Below are 16,953 nucleotides of genomic sequence, written 5' to 3' on the forward strand. Positions count from 1 at the left end.
AATACCGTCCGCCCGGAGGAGGCGCGTGCTGATGGCAGACCCCGGAACCTCCCTCGACTTACCACGCGTCGGCGCGGTGGGCTCGCGGGTGCCCCCGACCCGTCACCGCGCCCGGTACGCGCCGGCGCGGCCCCCCGCCCCGGCCGGACGGCCGGAGCCCGCGGCGGACGAGGCACCGTCAGCTCCCGTGACCGACACCGACTTCGCGGTCCTCATCGTGCGCGGCAGGGTGGATCTGGCGACCCTGCCGGCCCTGCGTGAACGCCTGCGGCGGCTGCCCCGCGACTCCGGCAGCCTGCTGATCGTCGACCTCTCCGAGGTCACCGCCTGCTGCGCGCTCGCCCTCGGACCGCTCGTCGCGGCGGCCAGGCGGGCCCGCTCGCACGGCGGTGACCTGCGCCTGGTCCAGCCAAGTCCCGCCGTCCTCACGGCCTTGCAGGCCAGCGGGCTGAACCGGCTGCTGCCGGTCTTCCCCGGCCTGGACACCGCGACCGGGACCACCGCCGTCGGCCCGCCCGGCCCACAGGCCGGGGCCGTGGCCTAGGGAGCGTCAGGGCGGGGCGCCTCCGATCACCGCACACTCTGTGGGAGGTGCGCAGTGTTCCCGCTTCTGCTCGTCTTGTTCCTGGCCACGGTCGCCGCCGGATTCGCGAATCCGATGTGGTGGCTGGCCTCCGCCGTCCTGCTCTACCTCGCCGTGCGCTACCGCCAGGGCTACCTGAGTTACGACGCGGAGTACCGCGCCTACCGGGAGCGCCGCATCCGCCAGGACCGCTACGACCGGCGGTACCGCGCGGAGCGGGGCAGCGCGGCGAAGGGCAAGTAGCCGGGCCGCCCCGGCGGGCGGTCACCAGGCGGGCCCGGCCGACACGCCGCCGTCCACCACCAGGTCGTGTCCGGTCACCCACGCGGCCATCGGCGAGGCGAGGAAGACGCACGCGTCGCCGATGTCCTCGGGACGGCCGAGCCGCCCGGCCGGGGCCGCCCGCCGGTAGCGGGTCACGCCGTCCGGCCAGGCCGCTGCCAGGCCCTCGCGGTCGACCAGGCCCGGCGAGACGCTGTTGACGCGGATGCCGTCGGGCCCGTACTCCAGCGCGGCCGAGCGGGCGTGCATCACGACGGCCGCCTTGGAGGCGCAGTAGTGGGCGTGGTCCGCGGCGGGCCGGTGCGCCTCGATGGAGGCGATGTGCGTGATCGAACCGCCGCCGCCGTCCCGCATCACCGCGGCCGCGGCCCGGGTGCAGGCGAAGGTGCTCAGGACGTTGGTGTCCATGACCGCGCGCCAGTCGGCGACGGTCATGGACGCCAGGTCCTGGAGGGGCTGCACGCCCGCGTTGTTCACCAGGGCGGTGAGCCCGCCGCGCCACTCCGCCGCCGTGCGCACCAGACGGTGGCACTCCTCCTCGGCGGTCAGGTCGGCCCGTACGGCCAGCGCGCTGCCGCCCTGCTCCTCGATACGGGCGACGAGCGCGTGGGCGGCGGTGGCGTTCGTACGGTAGTGGGCGACGACCGCGGCGCCCGCCGCGGCGAAGCGGAGCGCGATGCCGGTGCCGAGGCCGCCGCCCGCGCCGGTCACCAGGGCCACCCGGCCCGCGAGGGACGGCAGCTCCGCGCTGCCGGCGGCGGCGTTCACGGGCGGGACAGCGCGGTGATCCGCGCCGCCTCCCGGGGGTGGCGCGCGGCCAGTTCGGCGGCGTCCCCGTGCTCGTATCCGTCGAAGGTGAATCCCGGCGCCATGGTGCAGCCGAACAGCGACCAGGCGCCGCCGTCGGCGACCTCGGCGGCCATCCAGGTGCCGGCGGGCACCGTGAACTGGATGTGCTGGCCGCCCAGAACGTCCGGGCCGAGGACGACCGTACGGCTGCCGCCGGACGGGTCCAGCAGGAGCAGCGAGAGCGGGTCGCCGAGGTAGAAGTGCCAGACCTCGTCGGCGGGCAGGCGGTGCAGGGCGCTGAAATCGCCGGGGCCCGAGGTGAGGAGCGCGACGATCGCGGTGCCCTCCGGGCGCCCGTCGGGGCGCGCGGGCCCCGCCCAGGTCTGCCGGTAGCGGCCGCCTTCCCTGGGCAGCGGTTCCAGTCCGTACAGCTCGACGAGTTCCTGGGGAGAGGGCTTCGCGGAAGTGTGCCGGGGCATGCGTCTCCTTCCCGTTCCATCGCGGGTACGGCCCTCACCGTAGGCAGGGTGCGGGTGCCGCGTCCGGGAGATCGCCCAGGTGGCCCGCCGATGGGCCGGACGCTACGGGTGCTCGGCGGTCAGATAGCGCTGGACGGTGGGCGCCAGCCAGGTCACGACCTCCTCGCGGGTGAGGCCGACGGCGGGCGGCAGGAACAGGATGTAGCGCAGCAGGCCCATGCCCACCACCTGGGAGCCGATCAGTGCCGCGCGGGACGCGACCTCCTCCGCGGGGAACGGGCAGATCGCGGCGAGGGCCGGTCTGATCTGTTCCTCGAAGACGCCGCGCAGGCGCTCGGCGCCCGCTTCGTTGGTGACGGCGACGCGCACCATCCCGGTCAGCGTCTCGTCGCGCTCCCAGCGGTCGAGGAAGTGCCCCACGAGCAGGGCGCCGAGCTGTTCGCGCGGTACGGCCGACAGGTCGGGCAGCCGCAGATCGATCTTCGAGGCCGCCGCGAACAGGCCCGCCTTGTTGCCGTAATAGCGCATGACCATCGACGGGTCGATGCCCGCGTCCCGGGCGACGGCCCGGATGGTGGCGCGTTCGTAGCCTTCGGCGGCGAAGCGGTCGCGGGCGGCGTCGAGGATCGCGGCACGGGTGGCGTCGGAGCGGCGGGGGCGGCCCGGGGTGGCGTCCGATGCGGAATCCGGGGCGCCATCCGGGGCGGAATCCGGGGCGGCATCTGGGGTGGAGGGGGCAGTATCGGCCATACCAACGACTGTAGGCCAACAAGCGTTGACCGGCCACCATGACAGGCCTACTGTTGCCAACAAGCGTTGACCAACAACCGTTGGCCAACAAGGGTTGGCATTGGAGGCGGCCATGCACCGCAAGCCCGGCACCATCAGCGACCAGAACCCCACCCCCGCCGACCGCACCGGCGCGACCGCCGACGTCATCGTCGTCGGCGCCGGCCCCACCGGACTGCTGCTCGCCGGAGACCTCGCGGTCGCCGGACTCAACGTCACCCTGCTGGAGCGACGCGCCCCCGGCCTCAGCAACCTCACCCGCGCGCTGACCGTGCACACCCGCAGCCTCGAACAGCTCGACGCCCGCGGACTCGCCGACGAACTCGTGGCCGGCGGCCACGCACTACAGCGCCTCCAGCTCTTCGGCGGCGCCGTACTGAAGCCGTCCCGGCTGCCCTCCCGCTTCCCGTTCACGCTGATCACCCCGCAGTACGAGGTCGAGCGGCTGCTGGAGCGGCGCGCGCAGAAGGCCGGCGTCACCTTCCGGTACGGGGCCCGGGTGACCGGGCTGGACCAGGACACCCACGAGGTCCGGGCCCGCGTACGGGAGGAGGACGGGGCCACCGCGACGTACCGCGCGGCGTACCTGGTCGGCGCGGACGGGGTGCGCAGCGCCGTCCGCGAGGCCATCGGCCTGCCCTTCCCCGGCCGGTCCGTGGTCAGCTCCATCGCCCTGGCCGACGTACGGCTCGACGAGCGGCCCGACGTCCCGCTGATCGCCAACGCCACCGGCGACACCATCGCGCTCATCGCCGACTTCGGCGACGGCTGGTACCGCGTCATCGGCTGGGACCGCCGACGCCAGATACCCGAGGACGTCCCCGTCGAACCCGACGAGATCCGCACGTACCTGCGCCTCGCCTTCGGCAGCGACTACGGGATGCACGACGTGCGGTGGACCTCCCGCTTCCACAGCGACGAACGCCAGGTGCCCCGCTACCGCGTCGGCCGCGCCTTCCTCGCCGGCGACGCCGCGCACGTCCACTCCCCCGCAGGCGGCCAGGGCATGAACACCGGCCTCCAGGACGCGGCCAACCTCAGCTGGAAGCTCGCCGCCGCGGTGCGCGGCGACGCACCCGACGGCCTGCTGGACAGCTACCACGACGAGCGCCACCCGGTGGGCAGGATGGTGCTGCGCAGCAGCGGCACGCTCATCCGGGCGGCACAGCTGCGCAGCGCACCGGCGCGGGCGCTGCGCGCCGCGGGCGCCCGGCTGCTGAACGTGACACCGCCGCTGGCGGACCTGGCGCTGTCGAAGATCAGCGGCGTGGGCATCGCGTACCCGGCCGGGCGCGGCGCCCACCCGCTCGCGGGCAAACGGGCCCCCGACCTCCGGCTGGCGGGCGGCACCCGGCTGCACGAGGCGCTGCGGGGCGGGGCGTTCGTGCTGGTCACCCCGGTGGGCGAGACGCTGCCGGGGGGCGGGGAACTGCCAGGGGGCGAGGTATTGCCGGGGGGCGAGGTACTGCCGGGGGGCGGGGAACTGTCGGGTGCGGATTTCGTGGGGGCGGAGCCCGCCTCGGGCGCCGGGGCCGTTCCGGACGCCGAGATCGTTCCGGACGCCGGAACCGTTCCGTACGCCGGGGCCGTCTCGTCGGAAGCCGCGGGCGTTCCGGGCGCCGGGCCAGCCCCGGACGCCGGGGCCGCCGTCGGTCCCCGGCTCGTCCGGGCCACCTGGGACAGCGCGCGGCGCACCGCGCTCCTCGTGCGCCCGGACGGCTACATCGCCTGGGCCACCGACGCGAGCGACCCGGCCGTACGCGCCGAGTCCCTGCGCGGCGCACTCGTCCACTGGACCGGCGCGGTCCTGACCGCGGCCCGCACCGCTGCCCGGTCCTGACCGCCACGCCGTGCCGCATCCGGTGCGGCCCGCGCGGACCCGTCCCCCGGCCATGAACGGGGGACGGGTCCGCGCCGTCCTGTACGCCCGGCCGTCCCCGGGCCGGGCGGACGGACGCTCGCCGGGCCTGGCGGCCGTCCCGGATCCCGCAGCTGCCCGGATCGTGCCGCCCGCCACCGAAGTCCGCGGTCGCGCTGGAAGGTGAAACCGGTCCCCGAAGACGCGGGGCGGGCCGGGTGCGTCCACGTCCGCATCCGGGTGCACCGCAAGGAATTCGAGGTGGTCACCAGTTGTCCGCCGATCAACGGAAAGCCGCGCTTTCCCGCTCTGTCCGCCACCCGCCGATCAGCGTCGTGCCCCCCGGTAAAAGGGGAATCTAGGGACGCTCCTGGCGCCTGACAAGGGGCCCGGCCTGGGGATGTGACGCACCGTACGGTTTTTGGCCAGTGGTTCGCCCTTCACGTAGCGGTGCCCGTCAACACTTTTCCCTTTCCCGTCAATCCCCGCTTCCGGACAGACACCGCGGGCCGCGCCCGGCGGCATCCCGCCGCACCGGGCCTACCGGGCGCACCGGTCACACCGGAAGCGCCCTCCACCCCCTCCCGCCTCAGCCGATGATGTGCCGCAGATACGCCCGCGGGTCGGTGAGATAGCGGCGCCAGTGGTCGACGAGGGCCAGTTCGTCCCACTCCACCGAGCGCATGCCGTGCTCACCGACCTCGACTATCTCCGCGCCGGGCAGGGCCGTGAGCAGCGGGGAGTGCGTGGCGCAGACGATCTGGGCGCCGCTGCGGCCCAACTCGTGCAGCACGCCGAGGAGTTCCAGGCAGGAGGAGAACGACAGCGCGGCCTCGGGCTCGTCGAGCACGTACAGCCCCGGCTGCCGGAACTTCTCGCGGAACGCCATCAGGAACCCCTCGCCGTGGCTCATCTCCTCCGGCGCCCCCGACAGCCGCTCGCGGCCCAGCGCGTCCCACGCGGTCTCGGCGCGCAGGAAGAAGCCCCGCCTGCGCGTACGCGGCCCGCGGACCATCCGGCGGCCCGCCGTCGTCGCGTCGAAGCGGATGGCCGCGCCCAGCTCGGACGGCGCGCGCGAACTGGCGTACTTGTAACCTGCCGAGCCGCCGTACGAATCGAGCCCGAAGCCCTCCGCCAGGGCTTCGGCCAGCGTCGATTTGCCGGAGCCGTTCTCCCCCACGAGAAAGGTGACCGGCGCGCCGAATTTCAGCCCGTCCGCAGCCAACCGCCGGACGCACGGGACCGTCCAGGGCCAGCTGTCCCCGGTCTCCGCCCACGCTTCCTCGGAGCGATCCACGTACGCGCGTTCGATGAGCATGTCTCGAAGCTCTCACACGCCACTGACAACCGCCCCGCACACCGGCCGCCGGTGCCCCCTCCAGTCCGCCCCAGGCCCCCCGCTCGCCCCTCCGAGCCACCAGAACCCCACCGCTCCCCCTCCTTACGCTGGGCACATGCTGATCGCCCGTTCCATCGCCCTCTTCGCCCTCGCCGCCCTCTTCGAGATCGGCGGAGCCTGGCTCGTCTGGCAGGGCGTGCGCGAACACCGCGGCTGGGCCTGGATCGGCGCGGGCGTCCTGGCCCTCGGCGTGTACGGCTTCGTCGCCACCCTCCAGCCGGACGCCGACTTCGGCCGCATCCTCGCCGCGTACGGCGGAGTCTTCGTCGCGGGCTCGCTGGCCTGGGGCATGGTCGCGGACGGCTACCGGCCGGACCGCTGGGACGTGGCCGGCGCGCTGATCTGCCTGGCCGGCATGGCTGTGATCATGTACGCGCCCAGGGGCCGCTGACCGCGCGCATATCCTGCGTAGGCACCACGACCGTCGCCCGCAGCGCCCGAGGAGCCACCGCATGACCGCCGTACCCGACGCGCCCGCCGCCCGTACCCGTACCGCCGTCGTCACCGGAGCCAGCAGCGGCATCGGTGCCGCGACCGCCCGCCGGCTGGCCGCCGAGGGCTACCGCCTCGTCCTCGCCGCCCGGCGCGAGGACCGCATCGAGGCGCTGGCCGCCGAGCTGCCCGGCGCCGAGGCCCACCGGCTCGACGTCACCGACCGCACCGCGGTGGACGCCTTCGCCGCCCGCCTCCGGGAGCGCCACGACTCGGTGGACGTGCTGGTCAACAACGCCGGCGGAGCCCTCGGCGCCGACCCCGTCGCCACCGGCGACCCGGCCGACTGGCGCACGATGTACGAGGTCAACGTCCTCGGCGTGCTCAACGTCACCCAGGCCCTGCTGCCCGCCCTGACCGCCTCGGGGGACGGCACGGTCGTGGTCGTCTCCTCGACCGCGGGCCACGGCACCTACGAGGGCGGCGGCGGCTACGTCGCCGCCAAGCACGGCGCGCACGTCATCGCCGAGACGCTCCGGCTGGAACTGTGCGGCGAGCCCGTCCGGGTCATCGAGATCGCCCCCGGCATGGTCAAGACCGACGAGTTCGCCACCACCCGCTTCCGCGGCGACGCCGCCAAGGCCGCCAAGGTCTACGCGGGCGTGGCCGAGCCCCTCACCGCCGACGACGTCGCCGACACCGTCGGCTGGGCCGTCACCCGCCCCGCCCACGTCAACGTCGACCTCCTGGTCGTCCGCCCCCGCGCCCAGGCGTCCAACTCCAAGGTGCACCGGGCCTCCTGAAGCCGTACGCAGCGCGCTCCCCGACGGGCCGCGCGGCCGCCGCGGAAAACCGTTGGCGCGGCGGCCGCCCCCGCCCGTACCGTTTCCGGAGTCGGCGCACCCGCGCGCCGTCGCACGTGCCCGACTTCGCACGTGTCCCTCTCTCGGGCCCCGCCCCGGAAAGCAGTGTCTATGCCCCGGCCGGCGCTGAGCGCGCCTCACCACCGCGCGGACGAACCCCGCCGCTGACCTTCGCCGTCTCCGGCCGCCGTCCGCCACGCCGGCCCGGCCGCACCCGCCTTCGCGCGGTGCCGCCCGCTGCCCGCACGACCGAGGCCCGCTCGGCCTGCTCCCGCTGCCACTTCCCACGTTTTCCGGCAAGGAGTCCCCGAGTGCTGTCCGACAGCCCCGACCGTTTCCACCGTCCGAACCCGCTCCCGCGCACCGACACCTTCACCTGCGTCCGGTGCGGACTGACCGTCACCACCCTCGACCCGGCCGGCAACCGCCGCAACCACTGCCCCAGCTGCCTGCACTCCCGGCACGTACGGGACGCGGTCGAGGGCGGCCCGTCCACCTGCCGGTCCCGGATGTCGCCGATCGCCATCGCGGTGCTGCGCACCGGCGACTGGATGGTCATCCACCGGTGCACCCGCTGCGACGAGCTGACGTCCAGTCCGGTCTCCCCGGACGACAACCAGCTGATCCTGATGCGGATGGCGGTCCGGCCGCTGGCCCAGCCGCCGTTCCCGCTCGAAGCGTTCGGCGACCTGTGAGCGGGGAGTGACGAGACCATGCCACGACGCCGTACCCCGGGACAGCAGCGCCGCGCCCAGCGGCCCAAGGACGTCCTCCACGGGCCGGGCGGCGCGTCCGGCGACACGTTCCGCTGCGTCGGATGCCGCCTGGAGGTCCCGCTGGCCGCACCGGGCACCGCCCACCGCAACCACTGCCCGCACTGCCTGGCCAGCCGCCACGTGGACCGCAGGATCCCGGGCGACCGGTCCGCGGCCTGCGGCGGCCGGATGCAAGCCCTGTGCCTGACCACCCGGCAGGACGGGGAGTGGCTGCTGATCCACCAGTGCCTGGCCTGCGACGAGCTGAGCACCAACCGCACCGCGGGCGACGACAACGCCCTGGCCCTGATACGCCTGGCCGTCCGGCCCCTGGCCGACACCGGGATGCCCGTACGGGCGCTGATCACCCTGTGAAAAAGCCGGGGCCCGGACCGGAAAACCGGTCCGGGCCCCGGCCCAGGGCGCGCGGCCCCGGGTGGCCGCGCTCAGCCCTTCACGCACACCACCTGCTTGAGCTTGGCCACGACCTCCACCAGGTCCCGCTGCTGGTCGATGACCTTCTCGATCGGCTTGTACGCGCCCGGGATCTCGTCCACGACGCCGGAGTCCTTGCGGCACTCCACGCCCCGCGTCTGCTCCTCCAGGTCCCGCGTCGAGAAACGCTTCTTCGCCGCGTTGCGGCTCATCTTCCGGCCGGCGCCGTGCGACGCGGAGTTGAAGGACGCCGGGTTTCCGAGGCCCTTGACGATGTACGAGCCGGTGCCCATCGAGCCGGGGATGATGCCGTAGTCGCCGCTCCCGGCGCGGATCGCGCCCTTGCGCGTCACGAGCAGGTCCAGGCCGTCGTACCGCTCCTCCGCCACGTAGTTGTGGTGGCAGGAGATCACCGGCTCGAACGTCGGCTTCGCCTTCTGGAACTCCTTGCGGACGACGTCCTGGAAGAGGGCCATCATGATCGCGCGGTTGTGCTTGGCGTACTCCTGCGCCCAGAAGAGGTCGTTGCGGTACGCCGCCATCTGCGGGGTGTCCGCGATGAAGACGGCGAGGTCGCGGTCGACCAGCCCCTGGTTGTGCGGCAGCTGCTGCGCCTGGCCGATGTGGAAGTCGGCCAGTTCCTTGCCGATGTTGCGGGAGCCGGAGTGCAGCATCAGCCACACCGAGCCGGACTCGTCGAGGCAGAACTCGATGAAGTGGTTGCCGCCGCCGAGCGACCCCATCTGCTTGACGGCCCGGTCCTCGCGGAACCTGACCGCTTCCGCCACCCCGCCGAAGCGGGCCCAGAAGTCGCTCCAGCCGCTCGTCGCCAGGCCGTGCAGGCGGCGCGGGTCCACCGGGTCGTCGTGCATGGCCCGGCCGACCGGGATGGCCTCCTCGATCTTGGAGCGGAGGCGGGACAGGTCGCCGGGCAGGTCGTCGGCGGTGAGCGAGGTCCGGACGGCGCTCATCCCGCACCCGATGTCGACGCCGACGGCCGCCGGGCAGACCGCGCCGTGCATGGCGATCACCGATCCGACCGTCGCACCCTTGCCGTAATGCACGTCCGGCATCACGGCCAGGCCCTTGATCCATGGCAGGGTGGCCACGTTGCGCAGCTGCTGCATGGCCACGCCCTCGACCGTGGACGGGTCCGCCCACATCCGGATCGGAACCTTCGCTCCGGGCACTTCGGTGTACGACATAATTTCCCCATTCCCCCGAAAAACAATAAATAGCAAAAGCCGGACAAGGAGTCTGATCAAGGACAGGGGACCGGCGTATGCGGCAGAACGTGCGGTAGACATTGTGTCCATCCGCCGCCTGGCCGCGGCAACCAGATTTCCTACGGAAGGAGCCGGGAACGGTGCAGCGAAGGGCGTTCGTACCGGGTACCGCGCTGGCGACCGCGGCAGCGCTGGCCGCCACGCTCACCGCCTGCACCGGCAGCTCCGCATCCGGCGGCGGCGCCGACGACACCAAGAGCGGCGGCTCGGCCGCCACGAGCACGTCCGCCGAGCCCGGCAAGTACAAGACGCTCCCCGAGCCCTGCGGCCTGCCCGGCAAGGGCATCCTGCGCCGGCTGCTCCCGCCCGGCGGCGCGGAGAGCCCGCAGGACGCCGAGAAGGTCTACGCGGGCAGCGCCGACATCACGTACGACACGGACCGCCGCGTCGGCTGCCGCTGGAAGCGCGAGGCCCCCGACGGCACCCGCCACCTCACCCTCGACTTCGAGCGGGTCGTCTCCTACGACCCCGCGGTCAGCGACGACGACAAGGCGCAGAGCGTCTACGGGAAGAAGGAGCTCGCCGCCGAGCTGCCCCCCGGCGGCAGTACGACCCCCACCCCCACCCCGTCCACCGGCAAGGACGGGCAGCCCGGGACGGAGACCGGCGGCGGCCAGGAGACCGGCGGCGGCCAAGGGACCGACGGCAGCCAGGAGACCGGAAAGGGCACCGACGGCGGCAAGGCGTCCCTCGCCCCCTCCACGCCCCCGCCCTCCCCGTCCTCCCCGTCGGGCAAGGGCGCGAGCGACTCGCCCGGCGCCGCCATCGCCCCGCGCGTCCTGGACGGCCTCGGCGACGCCGCGTTCCTCAACGACAAACTGATCACCGCCGACAGCGGCGTGCACCGTGACGTCACCATCGTCTTCCGCTCCTCGAACGTCATCGTGACCATCGGCTACGACCAGTGGTCGGCCGACAAGACGACCATGCCCGACAGCAAGGACCTCCAGGACAAGGCGCAGGCACTGGCCCAGGAACTGGCCGACCGCTTCAACGAATAGCCTGGTTTGTCCGGCGAGTAACGTCACGAATCGCCCTCCGGCCGCCCTCCGCCGCGTACCGTGTGCCCCCGAGCCCCGCGCGCGGCAGCGTCGCCGCGCGCCCCCGAAGGACGTACCGCACGCGGACCGCACCCGGACCGCGGACGGCACCCGACGGCGTCCCTGCGACGCGCCGAACGACGACGAACAGCGAAGGAACCATGCACCGTTCAGCCAAGCGACTCGCCAGCCTCCTCGCCTGCGCAGCCGTACCGGTGATGCTCGTCGCCGGCTGCTCCTCCGACGACGACTCCGGCAAGAAGAAGGACGCGGGCGGCGCATCGAAGACCGCCACCCCCAGCAAGAGCGCCAGCCCCTCCCCCAGCGTCGCGCCCGCCAAGATGAAGAAGCTGCCCAACCCCTGCCAGGCCGTGTCCAAGGACACGATCAAGAAGCTGGTGCCGAAGGCCAAGAACGAGGCCGGCGAGCAGGGCAAGTCCTCCGACGCCATGGCCCGCGGCTACTGCGCCTGGAACAGCTCCGACTCCCAGGGCGTGGACGGCACCCAGTACCGCTGGCTGGACGTCGGCTTCCAGCGCTACGACTCCGACCCCACCCTGGGCACCGGCGAGAAGCGCGCCACCGACTTCTACAAGAAGCAGGTCGACGCGGCGAAGGCCACCCAGGGCGCCAAGAACCCGAAGACCGGCGCGGTCGACGGCAACGGCGACGAGTCCTCCTGGATCACGTACGACCTCCAGAAGGACGACAACGACTTCAAGAACCAGACGGTGATCGCCCGCACCGCGAACGTCGTGGTCACCGTCAACTACAACGGCGCGGGCCTGGCCGGCGCCGACGCCCCCGACCCGAGCGACCTGCTCAAGGCCGCCGAAACCGCCTCCAAGGAAGCCGTCGCCGCGGTCGGCAAGGCCAACCAGTAGCCGCTGCCACGGACCTCCCCGGCCCCCGCTTGACGGGTGTGCCAGGCTGAGCGCGCCACACGGCGCCGGACGGCGCCGCCGTCAGCCGAGGCCGGGGAGGGATCGCGGGTGCCCGCGACACACGCGACGCGCTGGAGCCGTACCCACCGCATCCTGATCGGAGTGGTCGCCACCGGCGCCGCCCTGATCGCGGCCATCGGCTTCGCCGGCTCCTACACCGCCGTACGCGACCTCGCCGAACGCAAGGGCTTCGGCGCCTTCTCCGCCGTCTTCCCCCTCGGCATCGACGCCGGGATCGTGGTCCTGCTCGCACTGGACCTGCTGCTGACGTGGACCCGCATCCCGTTCCCCCTGCTGCGCCAGACCGCCTGGCTGCTGACCGCCGCCACCATCGCCTTCAACGGCGCCGCGGCCTGGCCCGACCCGCTCGGCGTCGGGATGCACGCGGTGATCCCGGTGCTCTTCGTGGTCGCCGTCGAGGCCGCCCGGCACGCCGTCGGCCGGCTCGCCGACCTCACCGCCGACAAGCACATGGAGGGCGTCCGCCTCGCCCGCTGGCTGCTGGCGTTCCCCTCCACGTTCCGGCTCTGGCGCCGGATGAAGCTGTGGGAGCTGCGGTCGTACGACGAAGTGATCCAGCTGGAGCGGGACCGGCTGGTCTACCGGACGCGGCTGCGGGCCCGGTACGGGCGGGCCTGGCGGCGGCGGGCGCCCGTCGAGGCGCTGATGCCGCTGCGGCTGGCGCGGTACGGGGTGCCGCTCGCGGAGACGGGCGCGGCGGGGCTCGCGGCTGCGGGGATCGAGGCCGGTACGCCCGTACGGGAAGCGCCCGCCGGAGCCGGTCCGGAAGCGCCCGCCGGAGCCGGTCCGGAAGCGCCCGTGCTCGACCGCCCGCCGACAGTTGCGCCGAGCATCGCCCCGGCACCTGCGCCTGCGCCTGTCTCTGCCCCGGACGCCGCTCCTGCTCCGGCTCCTGTCCCGGATGTCGCCCCTGCTCCGGGTCCGGCTCCGGACGCCGCTCCTGCCCCCGCCCCGGCATCCGACGACGCGGAGGCGGCTGAACATCCGCAGCACGACCCGCGGTTGACCGTGCCCGTTGGCCCCGGCCGCACCCGGCCGCTCGGCGGTACGGCCGGCCCGCTGCCCATCCCGGAACCGCGCCCCGCACCGGAGCCGTACGCCGCACCGGAACCGCGCCCCGCACCGGAACCGCGCCCCGCACCGGAACCGCCCGCCGCGCCGGAGCCGCCCGCCGCCCCCGCAGCCGAAGCCCCCAAGGCCCCCGAAGCCCCAGAAACCCCCGAAACCTCCGACGTCCCAGAAACCCCCGAACCCGCCGGACTTCCCGACGACATCCCGCGCGACGAGGCCTACTACGCGGCCTTCCGCACGTATGTCGCCGAGAAGAACGGCTTCCCCGACTCCCGGCAGTTCGGCCGCTACCTGCTGGACGTGTACGGCGTCACCGGCCGTGAGGGCGGCCCCCTCAGCGAGGGCTATCTGCGGGCGTTCGTACGCGATTTCCGGCACCGGCTGCGGGAGGAGATGGAGACCGCCGAGCACATCCCGTAGCCGTGGCCATAGCTGTAGCCATAGCCGTGGCCGGGCCCGTGCTCAGTGCCTCCTCAGTGGGCGCCGTCCCGGTGGCTGGGTGGGTTCCGGGCGGGTGGCCAGTTCGGGGATGGGGCGCTCCTGGGGGCTCTTGCCGGAGACGGTGAGGGGTTCGTCGTAGTGCTGTATTTCGAGCGGGGACCCTTCGACCATGCTGTACGTCGCCGTCCTGGCGGTGATCTCCACCCGCAGCCGCCGTCCCAGCACCTGGACCGAGAACGCCAGGCGGCTGATCTTCTCGGGGAGGCGCGGTGCGAACGTCAGGCCCTGTCCCGAATGGCGCATGCCGCCGAACCCGGCGACGAGGGCGATCCACGTGCCGGCGAGTGAGGCGGTGTGCAGGCCGTCGCGGGTGTTGTTCTCCAGGTCCTGGAGGTCCATCAGCGCCGCTTCGCCCAAGTAGTCGTAGGCGAGCCGCAGATGGCCGACCTCGGCGGCCACGACGGCCTGGACGCAGGCGGAGAGGGAGGAGTCGCGTACGGTCAGCGGCTCGTAGTAGGCGAAGTTGCGCGCCTTGTGGTCCGCGTCGAAGCAGTCGCCGCGCTTGTACAGGGCGAGGACCAGGTCGGCCTGCTTGACGACCTGTTTGCGGTACAGGTCGAAGTAGGGGAAGTGCAGCATCAGCGGGTACTGGTCGGTGCGCGTGCCGGAGAAGTCCCAGGTCTGGTGGCTGGTGAAGCCCGCGGACTGCTCGTGGACCCGCAGGGTGCGGTTGTACGGTACGGCCACCGCCTCCGCCGCGTCCCGCCAGGACGCGCTCTCCTCGTCGTCGACGCCGAGCGCCTCGGCCTCCCGCGGGTGGCGTTCGGCCACGTCGGCGGCGGCCCGCAGGTTCGCCTGGGCCATGAGGTTGGTGTAGACGTTGTCGTCCGCGACGGCGCTGTACTCGTCGGGGCCGGTGACGCCGTCGATGTGGAACGTACCGTGGTGGTCGTGCTGGCCCAGCGAGTGCCACAGCCGGGCGGTCTCCACCAGGATCGGTACGGCCGTCTCCCGCTCGAACTCCTCGTCGCCGGTGGCGCACACGTAGCGGACGACCGCGTCGGCGATGTCGGCGTTGACGTGGAAGGCGGCGGTGCCGGCCGGCCAGTACGCCGAGCACTCCGACCCTTCGATGGTCCGCCACGGGAACGCCGCCCCGCGGAAGCCGAGCTGGGCCGCCCGCTCGCAGGCGGCGCCCATCGTCTTCTGCCGCCAGCGCAGGGCTTCGGCGACGGCGTCGGGCGAGGTGTACGTGAGCATGGGCAGGACGAAGGTCTCGCTGTCCCAGAAGGTGTGTCCGTCGTAGCCGGAGCCGGTCAGGCCCTTGGCGGGGATCGCGCGCTGCTCGGCGCGGGCCCCCGCCTGGAGCACGTGGAAGAGGGCGAAGCGGACGGCCTGCTGGATCTCCGCGTCGCCGTCGACCTCGACGTCCGCGCGGTCCCAGAAGTCATCGAGGTACGCGCGCTGCTGGTCGACGAGCCCCTGCCAGCCGGTGCTGCGGGCCCCGGCGAGCGCCGCGTCCACCTGATCGCGCAGGGCGGGCAGCGAACGCGCGCTGGACCAGCCGTACGACACCGTCTTCTCCAGGCGCAGCCGCTGCCCCTGCTCCAGCAGCGAGGTGACGGTGAAGCGGGCGACGTCGTCGCCGCTCTCGCTGTCGGTACGGGTGGCGCCTTCGGGGCCGTCGACGATGTGGTCGGCTGCGGCGGCCACCCGCAGTCCGCTGCGGCGCGTGCGGTGGATGAGCCGCAGCCGCGCGTCGGAGGCGAAGTGCTCCTCCGGCTCCAGCGGGTTGTGCAGCGCCGCGGAGACCCGCGGGTCGCCGCCGGACTCGGGCAGCTGCTCGTTGGTGACGAGTTCGGACTGCACCACGACGCGGACCTCGGAGTCCAGGGGCTCGACCTCGTAGGAGACGGCGGCGACGGCCCGCTGGGAGAAGGAGACCAGGCGGGTGGAGGTCACCCGTACGGTGCAGCCGGCCGGCGAGGTCCACTCGCAGGTACGGCGCAGCAGCCCGGCGCGCAGGTCCAGCACCCGTTCGTGGCAGCGCAGCCGCCCGTAGCGCAGGTCGAACGGTTCGTCGTTGACGAGCAGCCGGATGAGCTTGCCGTTGGTGACGTTGATGACGGTCTGGCCGGACTCCGGATAGCCGTAGCCGGCCTCGGCGTACGGCAGCGGGCGCAGTTCGTGGACGCCGTTGAGGTAGGTGCCGGGCAGGCCGTGCGGCTCGCCCTCGTCGAGGTTGCCGCGCCAGCCGATGTGCCCGTTGGACAGCGCGAAGACCGACTCGCTCTGCGGCAGCACGTCCAGGTTGAGGTCGGTCTCGCGCAGCACCCAGGGGTCGCAGGCGTACGAGGAGTGGGTGATCATGCCTGGCCGTCCTCCTTCAGCAGCTCGGCGAGGTCCGTGACGACGACGTCGGCGCCGTGCCGCCGCAGCGCGTCGGCCTGGCCGACCCGGTCGACGCCGACGACGTACCCGAAATCGCCGGCCCGCCCGGCGTCCATACCGGCGAGGGCGTCCTCGTAGACGGCCGCCTGCGCGGCGGTGACGTCCAGTTCCCTGGCGGCTTCCAGGAAGGTGTCGGGGTGTGGTTTGCCCGGCAGTTTCCGCTCGGCGGCCACGTTCCCGTCGATCCGTACGTCGAAGAGGCCCGCCATGTCCACGGACTCCAGCACCTCGCGGCAGTTGGCGCTGGAGGAGACGACGGCGGTGGCCAGGCCCCGGTCGCGTACGGCCTGCACATAGCGGCGGGAGCCCTCGTACGCCTCGGCGCCCCGCTCGCGGAGCTTCTTCAGCAGCAGGCCGTTCTTGCGGTTGCCCAGCCCGTGCACGGTCTCGCGGCCGGGCGGGTCGTCGGGGCCGCCCTCCGGCAGGTCGATGCCGCGCGAGGCGAGGAAGGTGCGGACGCCGTCGGCGCGCGGGCGGCCGTCCACGTACTCGTCGTAGTCGGTGACCGGGTCGAAGGGGGTGAACCCCGGGCCGTCCCGGTGGCGCAGGAAGTCGTCGAAGGTCTCCTTCCAGGCGGCCGTGTGCACGACGGCCGTCTTGGTCAGGACCCCGTCGAGGTCGAACAGGCAGGCCCGGACCCGGTCCGGCAGGCCGAGGGAGGTCAGCGAATCCGTCATGGGAGACGAGTCCCCGCCCGGTGTTCGACGTATGTCTGTTCCGGTCATTTCCCGCCCGGAACGCCGCCGGGCGGGCAGGTGCGGGAGGGGGCGGCGGGGTGCGGCGGGCGGTCAGGCGCCCGGGGTCACGCGCTTCTTGCGCTTCTTGTCGGCCTCCTCCCACACGACGAGGAGCAGACCGGCCGCGGCCATACCGACGTACGCGAGCGTCGGCAGGTCGTACCAGTGCGGCAGGATGCCCCAGCCCGTACCTTCGGTGAAGGTCCGGCCGAGGGCGCCCAGGGCTCCCTGGATCAGGACGATGATTCCGATGATTCCTCGCATGGGTCCACCTTCATGCGAGCGGCCCCGGGGATCG

At 73.3% G+C, this 16,953-nt stretch carries 18 protein-coding genes; 10 read left to right on the forward strand and 8 right to left on the reverse strand.

Going from position 1 to position 16,953, the window contains the following annotated elements; all coding sequences use genetic code 11:
- The first annotated feature begins 187 nt into the window (after positions 1 to 187).
- Both A6A06_RS40370 and A6A06_RS40375 read left to right on the forward strand, forming a co-directional pair.
- On the forward strand, positions 188 to 544 hold the full coding sequence (locus A6A06_RS40370; RefSeq protein WP_073769271.1) for an STAS domain-containing protein: 357 nt from the start codon (positions 188 to 190) through the stop codon (positions 542 to 544).
- Between the two features lie 54 nt (positions 545 to 598).
- Positions 599 to 826: a hypothetical protein gene (locus A6A06_RS40375; protein WP_073769161.1), complete on the forward strand. Its 228-nt coding sequence runs from the start codon at positions 599 to 601 to the stop codon at positions 824 to 826.
- Between the two features lie 21 nt (positions 827 to 847).
- On the opposite strand, the gene A6A06_RS40380 is transcribed toward A6A06_RS40375, so the two are convergent.
- The 3 genes from A6A06_RS40380 to A6A06_RS40390 all read right to left on the reverse strand — a co-directional run bounded on the left by A6A06_RS40380 (position 848) and on the right by A6A06_RS40390 (position 2,883).
- Positions 848 to 1,633, reverse strand: coding sequence for an SDR family NAD(P)-dependent oxidoreductase (locus tag A6A06_RS40380; protein ID WP_073769163.1), 786 nt, complete (start codon positions 1,631 to 1,633; stop codon positions 848 to 850).
- Complete coding sequence (locus A6A06_RS40385; protein ID WP_073769165.1) at positions 1,630 to 2,133, reverse strand: cupin domain-containing protein; 504 nt, start codon at positions 2,131 to 2,133, stop codon at positions 1,630 to 1,632. Before A6A06_RS40385 ends, A6A06_RS40380 begins: the two co-directional genes overlap by 4 nt.
- Positions 2,134 to 2,235: 102 nt before the next feature.
- A complete protein-coding gene (locus A6A06_RS40390) occupies positions 2,236 to 2,883 on the reverse strand; it encodes a TetR/AcrR family transcriptional regulator (RefSeq protein WP_079194679.1) in 648 nt (215 codons plus the stop codon).
- Between the two features lie 112 nt (positions 2,884 to 2,995).
- On the opposite strand from A6A06_RS40390, the gene A6A06_RS40395 reads away from it, so the two are divergent.
- Positions 2,996 to 4,762 carry an FAD-dependent monooxygenase gene (locus tag A6A06_RS40395; protein ID WP_079194680.1) on the forward strand — a complete coding sequence of 589 codons (1,767 nt, stop codon included), beginning with the start codon at positions 2,996 to 2,998 and terminating at the stop codon, positions 4,760 to 4,762.
- 607 nt (positions 4,763 to 5,369) lie between these two features.
- On the opposite strand, the gene A6A06_RS40400 is transcribed toward A6A06_RS40395, so the two are convergent.
- Positions 5,370 to 6,098: an AAA family ATPase gene (locus A6A06_RS40400; protein ID WP_073769167.1), complete on the reverse strand. Its 729-nt coding sequence runs from the start codon at positions 6,096 to 6,098 to the stop codon at positions 5,370 to 5,372.
- 136 nt (positions 6,099 to 6,234) lie between these two features.
- On the opposite strand from A6A06_RS40400, the gene A6A06_RS40405 reads away from it, so the two are divergent.
- The 4 genes from A6A06_RS40405 (at position 6,235) to A6A06_RS40420 (ending at position 8,604) form a co-directional block, all read left to right on the forward strand.
- Complete coding sequence (locus tag A6A06_RS40405) at positions 6,235 to 6,570, forward strand: YnfA family protein (protein WP_073769169.1); 336 nt, start codon at positions 6,235 to 6,237, stop codon at positions 6,568 to 6,570.
- Positions 6,571 to 6,631: 61 nt separating this feature from the next.
- Positions 6,632 to 7,414, forward strand: coding sequence for an SDR family NAD(P)-dependent oxidoreductase (locus A6A06_RS40410; protein WP_073769171.1), 783 nt, complete (start codon positions 6,632 to 6,634; stop codon positions 7,412 to 7,414).
- 371 nt (positions 7,415 to 7,785) lie between these two features.
- Positions 7,786 to 8,169 carry an RNHCP domain-containing protein gene (locus tag A6A06_RS40415; protein WP_073769173.1) on the forward strand — a complete coding sequence of 128 codons (384 nt, stop codon included), beginning with the start codon at positions 7,786 to 7,788 and terminating at the stop codon, positions 8,167 to 8,169.
- Positions 8,170 to 8,187: 18 nt separating this feature from the next.
- Entirely contained in the window at positions 8,188 to 8,604 is a 417-nt protein-coding gene (locus A6A06_RS40420; RefSeq protein ID WP_073769175.1) for an RNHCP domain-containing protein, read from the forward strand.
- Positions 8,605 to 8,675: 71 nt separating this feature from the next.
- Here the strand turns inward: A6A06_RS40420 and A6A06_RS40425 are convergent, their stop codons facing one another.
- The gene (locus A6A06_RS40425; protein ID WP_073769177.1) at positions 8,676 to 9,869 is read right to left on the reverse strand and encodes an RtcB family protein; all 1,194 of its coding nucleotides are present in this window, start codon (positions 9,867 to 9,869) and stop codon (positions 8,676 to 8,678) included.
- Positions 9,870 to 10,030: 161 nt separating this feature from the next.
- Here A6A06_RS40425 and A6A06_RS40430 point away from each other — a divergent pair, with 161 nt between their 5' ends.
- The 3 genes from A6A06_RS40430 to A6A06_RS40440 all read left to right on the forward strand — a co-directional run bounded on the left by A6A06_RS40430 (position 10,031) and on the right by A6A06_RS40440 (position 13,446).
- Positions 10,031 to 10,951 (forward strand): hypothetical protein, encoded by a 921-nt coding sequence (locus A6A06_RS40430; RefSeq protein WP_073769179.1) that lies wholly within the window; start codon positions 10,031 to 10,033, stop codon positions 10,949 to 10,951.
- Between the two features lie 200 nt (positions 10,952 to 11,151).
- The gene (locus A6A06_RS40435) at positions 11,152 to 11,874 is read left to right on the forward strand and encodes a DUF3558 family protein (RefSeq protein ID WP_073769181.1); all 723 of its coding nucleotides are present in this window, start codon (positions 11,152 to 11,154) and stop codon (positions 11,872 to 11,874) included.
- A 108-nt stretch (positions 11,875 to 11,982) separates the two neighbouring features.
- Entirely contained in the window at positions 11,983 to 13,446 is a 1,464-nt protein-coding gene (locus A6A06_RS40440; RefSeq protein ID WP_073769183.1) for a DUF2637 domain-containing protein, read from the forward strand.
- Positions 13,447 to 13,488: 42 nt separating this feature from the next.
- Here the strand turns inward: A6A06_RS40440 and A6A06_RS40445 are convergent, their stop codons facing one another.
- From A6A06_RS40445 to A6A06_RS40455, 3 genes are all read right to left on the reverse strand, one after another.
- Positions 13,489 to 15,837: a glycoside hydrolase family 65 protein gene (locus A6A06_RS40445; protein WP_073769185.1), complete on the reverse strand. Its 2,349-nt coding sequence runs from the start codon at positions 15,835 to 15,837 to the stop codon at positions 13,489 to 13,491.
- Complete coding sequence (locus tag A6A06_RS40450; RefSeq protein ID WP_079194681.1) at positions 15,834 to 16,595, reverse strand: HAD family hydrolase; 762 nt, start codon at positions 16,593 to 16,595, stop codon at positions 15,834 to 15,836. The genes A6A06_RS40445 and A6A06_RS40450 overlap by 4 nt, the downstream gene beginning before the upstream one ends.
- A gap of 111 nt (positions 16,596 to 16,706) precedes the next feature.
- Positions 16,707 to 16,919, reverse strand: coding sequence for a hypothetical protein (locus tag A6A06_RS40455; protein WP_073769187.1), 213 nt, complete (start codon positions 16,917 to 16,919; stop codon positions 16,707 to 16,709).
- Between the last annotated feature and the right edge of the window lie 34 nt (positions 16,920 to 16,953).

This window comes from Streptomyces sp. CB02923, assembly GCF_001905005.1.
GTDB lineage: Bacteria > Actinomycetota > Actinomycetes > Streptomycetales > Streptomycetaceae > Streptomyces.